Here is a 4,901-nt window from a genome sequence, read left to right on the forward strand (position 1 = left end):
CTGCTTGCTGACATGATAATTATATCCCCAGAAGGCTTTCCAAGTCCCCCACGACTCATCCGTTGTCATCAAGGTGAAATCGAAGGGATCATAGTTGTGCACTTCGATCATCCGCTTATTCGCCGGATCCGAAGGTAGGTTCATGCCAAAGCTAACGGCCTCATTGATATTGGTGTTCGGCGCTTGGACAATCAGCCAGCGAACGGCATTGCCCCCCCCGTTGGCGCGCATCGCGTTGATCCAATTCTGCTCGTATTGGTAGAGCACATTGGTCTTCGCCTGGCTATTTGCGTCAGGTTCATTGGCGCAGGCGAAGGCCAACTTATTGCTATCGTACCATTTGAAGGTGTTCGCCACCTGGGTCCACAGGTTGATCAAGTTGGAGTTGATCCCGCTGTTATAGGAGTTGAAGCCGTTGGTTTCGAACCAGCCACCGTCCCAGTGATCGTTGATGATGACGTACATGCCATCGGCGAGAGCCCAGTCGACCACCTGCTTGACCTGGGCCATGTACGCGGCCTTGATCGTGCCGTTGGTGGATTGGTAATTCCAGGCGCACGGCACGCGCAGGGTCTTGAATCCGGCATTGTGCATGGAGTCGATCAGCGCCTTGGTCGGCGGGGTATACCCCCAGGTGGATTCGAGGGTGTTGCCCAGGTTAATGCCGGGATTCGGGAAGACGGCCGCAGATCCGACTGAGGGCAACGCCAGACACGCGATGGCGCTGGCGGTGGCGATAACGTACTTCATCTTGTTCATGTTTTTTCTCACTTTATTGTCCTGAGTTGCTTGCGTGGCAAATACTACTTTGTAAAGGGCGTTATTCAGAATGTACAGGCAGCTCTGAGGCTGCCGCCTCACCTCCAAAATGACCGCGAACATGCGCTGAGCAGCACTCAGACGCCGATCGAAACGCAGGTCGGCTCCACGCTATTCATAGAGAAGTCACAGTGATGAAGCCGGTAAATAGATCGCGTTAGGTGCAATTCAACACAAATTGTTCGATACCGGCTCCCACGGTCACATCAGAAGATGCTCTGACTAGATAAACCAGGTTCACCAGACCAAGAAAACTATATCATGCCGCCGCGAATCTGTCAAGCGCAAATTGAGTAATAAGTCACAACGTTGTAGATCGGGTTCCCGCTGCCGTCATTGGTCGGAAATCTCTGTGATATAACCCTTTGATACAAACCCATTCCTGGAAATGACAGTGATACAGCGTTGCGCCGGAACGGCATGCCCGCTTGCGTGAGAGTGGCGTGATCGTGAGAAATGGAGCCAGGAATGGCCGACATATGCTGCCCGCGCTGCGGTAACTGACGACGCACCGGCGGAGCGGAAGTGCTCGACCGGGGTGTCGTTTGCGAGGGATTACCAGCTGATGGTGTCAACGTAGCAGGTTCAGGTCCAGGCGCCGCTGGCGCCGAAAAAGGATGCCGAGCGCCCCCAACTCAGAGATGCGATGGTCGCAATAGCAGCGATTGACCTTCTTAGCATTATCATTCCCCTTAGATTAGGTTGTTTACCGGCGGCGTCCGCAAGGTGCGGACGCCGCCGGTTTCGAGATGGCGTTCTTGAGACATGGCCCTGGCTTCGTGCGCAATTCTTCATTGATATCACTGTTGCAGTGATTTCTGCATTGCATTAATTTCTATTACACCATAATAGTAAACACAGGGAGCCTCCGCCATTGCGCCTTCGGCGGCCACAATCCAGCCCTATGAATGCGATACGGGAACTTGGCCGACTGCATGCTGAGCTGCCGCTCAATGAGATGGTGGGGATGCCTAGATATTAATGATTGCAAATAAAATGTCAGTGCCGGGCTGCCGATGATAATTTCATCGGCAGCCCGGCCATCAGCGTGGCGGCAATTCGTGAGGACTAGATTTTGCTGAATGTCATTGTTGCCGTATTCGAATTTGGGCAATTTGTTGCGCTTGCATCTGCAGGATTGTTATCCATACAGTCCGTTCCAGCCGCCATTTCGGCGGTTGCGGTGTTTTGAACTCCTGCTGAGCTTGAGTTATCTTTACCACCGGAGATGCGATTGGGCATGAGATATTTCACATGGCCATCTGTGGCGGCGTAATTTGCCCCGCCGGTATGGACTGTTTTCTGACCGATCAACTTGAGGTCCTGTCCTGGAGGATTGCCGGTCGCGTATTTGGATTCAAGGAAGGCCGCCGCTCCCGGGCGTCCTCCCCAGAACTGACTGTGGCAAGTCGCGCCTGGAGAAAAGTCAGGCACAGCGTGAATTGGGCCGCTCCATCCCTGTATCTCGCAGAATAAAACGGTGGAAGCAGAGGAGTTTAATCTTGCAAGCGCCGCTCCCGTACCGTTATTTTGATCGGCAATGAGCGAGTCGTTCATCGCATACGAAACCACGGTGTTCGAACCTGTGGCCGTTGCATTGTCATCGGGACACTTGAAGAGACCATCGCTCTTGACGTACGGATAGATGGGCGACGCCCATCCGCCAGTACCATAGGAATTATTACCCGTGTTTCCACACGGGAATGTTTCATCGTTGTCCTGGACATACTGCATGACTGCCAGGCCCAATTGCTTAAGGTTCGAGGCACAGCTCGTTTGACGAGCCTTTTCGCGGGCTTTGGCGAATACGGGGAACAGGATTGCTGCGAGAATCGCGATGATGGCGATAACAACGAGTAACTCTATGAGGGTAAAACCAAGCTTATTTTTGCGTGTCATTTAAATGATGAATTCTTTCTAATGAAAACCTTCTCTGTGCGAGAAGAAATGTATGCCGAGACTATCTTACGATGTAGGGTATGGTCTCCTTTCATTTGTTCTGATATTCCGTCGTAAGAGGATGGCTTCATAGAAATGCATCGCGTTCGGTTGTTTTCGGCTCAACGGCCGATTGCCCGAAATCAACGCTAACATCCCTTCTTCGGAAAATCAAGTTCGCTATTATGACAAAAGTATATCATTATGACGTGCATCTGTCAAGTAGAATTCCGATATATGAGTAAAATATTGTAATCGGACGGGTAGAGGCTTGCAGGACTGGGAAATGTAAATGATATGACCCTGTATTCGGAAAACTATATGATATAATAGTATATCGAAGCTTGGCGGCTGCCAAGCGGGCTAGGAGCGAGCCGAAAAAAGCCGTGAGCATGCGACATGTCCCACTTAGTTCTCGCTGAGCTCGTCGAACTGGTGACGGCGCCGCCCGGAGTGGTCACCGAAACGGTGTCCGACATTGCCCCCGCCGGAACCGTGGCGACGATCCATTGTCCAGACGTGACGGTGAACGATGAGCAAGGGACGCCATTGAATGCAACGGACGTCCCCCGATACAGTTCTCGCCCTTGATGGTCACGACGCTTCCAACTGACCCAGAGGCTGGAGTCAATTAGCCGATCGCCAGTACCGGCATGGGCAGCCCAACTAAAGAATGATCCGGAAAAGGGTCCCCTGTCCGCCATTAGAGTTGTTTATATCTGCCGTGGCGCCGTAGAGGTACCCGTTGTGAGCCTGGATAACGCCGGCAATGGGGTTGGCGCCATCCGCATAGCGCCGAACATCCCTATTCGGCTGGCATTCCAGACGCCAGCCGAATAGGGACGGGGCAAATCACCGCTTGCCGCTCTGCTGAGCGATATAATCCTGCTGGGCTTTCTGTTGAGCTGCCATGCTTTGGTCGCGCGCCTTTTCACGGGCTTGCGCAAAAACGGGGAAGAGGATGGCCGCAAAGTGTTTCAATTGTAGCAATAACAACAATATGCTCAATAAGCGTGAACCCCAGGGTTTGAGGGGACTTACGGATGAAAGAACGGTTCATAAAATTTCTCCTTGATTTGCGAACAACGGAGTTTGTGATTTCGCGTCAGGCCGCCTTTAAACTGGCGGCGGTCCGACCGATTCTCGAACGATCAGTTTTACTGGAAAGATATCGCTGGCGGTCGGTTTGACCAGCGGCTGATCGCCGTCGCCGTCGCCAACTTGGTTCAGCAGCAATTGGACGGCGCGGGCCGCCATGTCACGAAAGGGCTGGCGCATTGTGGTCAGATGCGGCGTGGTCGTCTTCGCCAGCATGAGATCGTCAAATCCCGCAATCGAAATATCTCTCGGGGCTTGAAGGCCACGCGCCGCGAGGACATCCAGCGCTCCGTACGCCACGCCATCGTTCGCGCAGAAGATCGCCGTCGGCAGCGGGCCGCCCTGATCGAGCAGCGCCGTCATACGCTCTCGTCCGCTCTCGTCCGTGAAGTATCCCGGCAGGATCAGATCTTCATCCACGGGAAGTCCGGCGTCCATCAAAGCACGCTGATAGCCTGCCAATCGCCGGTGTGCTCCCGGCTGGTCTAGTTGGCCTGTAAAATGCGCGATTCGGCGATGGCCAAGCTCGATCATATGCGTAACGATCTGATGCGCCCCCCCTTCGTCGTCCACTTCGAGATTATGGATTCCCGGCATCATCAGGCCGCCATGGATCGTCACAAACGATGTACGCCGGGAAAGCATTTCGGAAAACTCGGGGGTCAGATTCGGGCCTAGAAGTATGATCCCGTCCACGCGGCCGTCGCAGAAGTGCAGGATCTTCTCTTCCTCCAGCCGCCAGTCGGAAACGGAAAAGACGGTGGTGTTTTGTCCATGACTGACGCACTCAGCCAGTATTCCATTCAGCACTTCGAGAAAATACAGATTGAGCGGGCCGTCGATGGTTGCAACAACGCCGATCGTGTCCATTCTCCGCCGGGAAAGGCCGCGTCCAATGGCGTTGGGGCGATAGTGCAGGCGCTTCGCCGCTTCTTCAATTCGGATACGCGTGGCGTCGGAGACGCGGGTGCCCGACCGGGCGCCATTCAGCACCACGGACACGGTCATCGCGGCCACTCCCGCCTCTCGGGCAACGTCTTTTAATG

The 4,901-nt window shown here is 54.0% G+C and carries 4 protein-coding genes; 1 reads left to right on the forward strand and 3 read right to left on the reverse strand.

Annotated elements, in window-relative coordinates:
* Positions 1-759, reverse strand: a 759-nt coding sequence (locus ABIZ35_RS08560) for a cellulase family glycosylhydrolase (protein WP_348219470.1), incomplete at its 3' end; no start/stop codon positions are given.
* A gap of 1,128 nt (positions 760-1,887) precedes the next feature.
* Positions 1,888-2,718 carry a DUF1559 domain-containing protein gene (locus ABIZ35_RS08565; RefSeq protein WP_348219471.1) on the reverse strand — a complete coding sequence of 277 codons (831 nt, stop codon included), beginning with the start codon at positions 2,716-2,718 and terminating at the stop codon, positions 1,888-1,890.
* A 438-nt stretch (positions 2,719-3,156) separates the two neighbouring features.
* Here ABIZ35_RS08565 and ABIZ35_RS08570 point away from each other — a divergent pair, with 438 nt between their 5' ends.
* Positions 3,157-3,348 (forward strand): hypothetical protein, encoded by a 192-nt coding sequence (locus tag ABIZ35_RS08570; RefSeq protein WP_348219472.1) that lies wholly within the window; start codon positions 3,157-3,159, stop codon positions 3,346-3,348.
* Positions 3,349-3,873: 525 nt separating this feature from the next.
* On the opposite strand, the gene ABIZ35_RS08575 is transcribed toward ABIZ35_RS08570, so the two are convergent.
* The coding region (locus tag ABIZ35_RS08575) for a LacI family DNA-binding transcriptional regulator (protein WP_348219473.1) at positions 3,874-4,901 on the reverse strand (1,028 nt) is incomplete at its 5' end.

Source organism: Capsulimonas sp. (genome assembly GCF_039929585.1).
Lineage (GTDB): Bacteria > Armatimonadota > Armatimonadia > Armatimonadales > Capsulimonadaceae > Capsulimonas.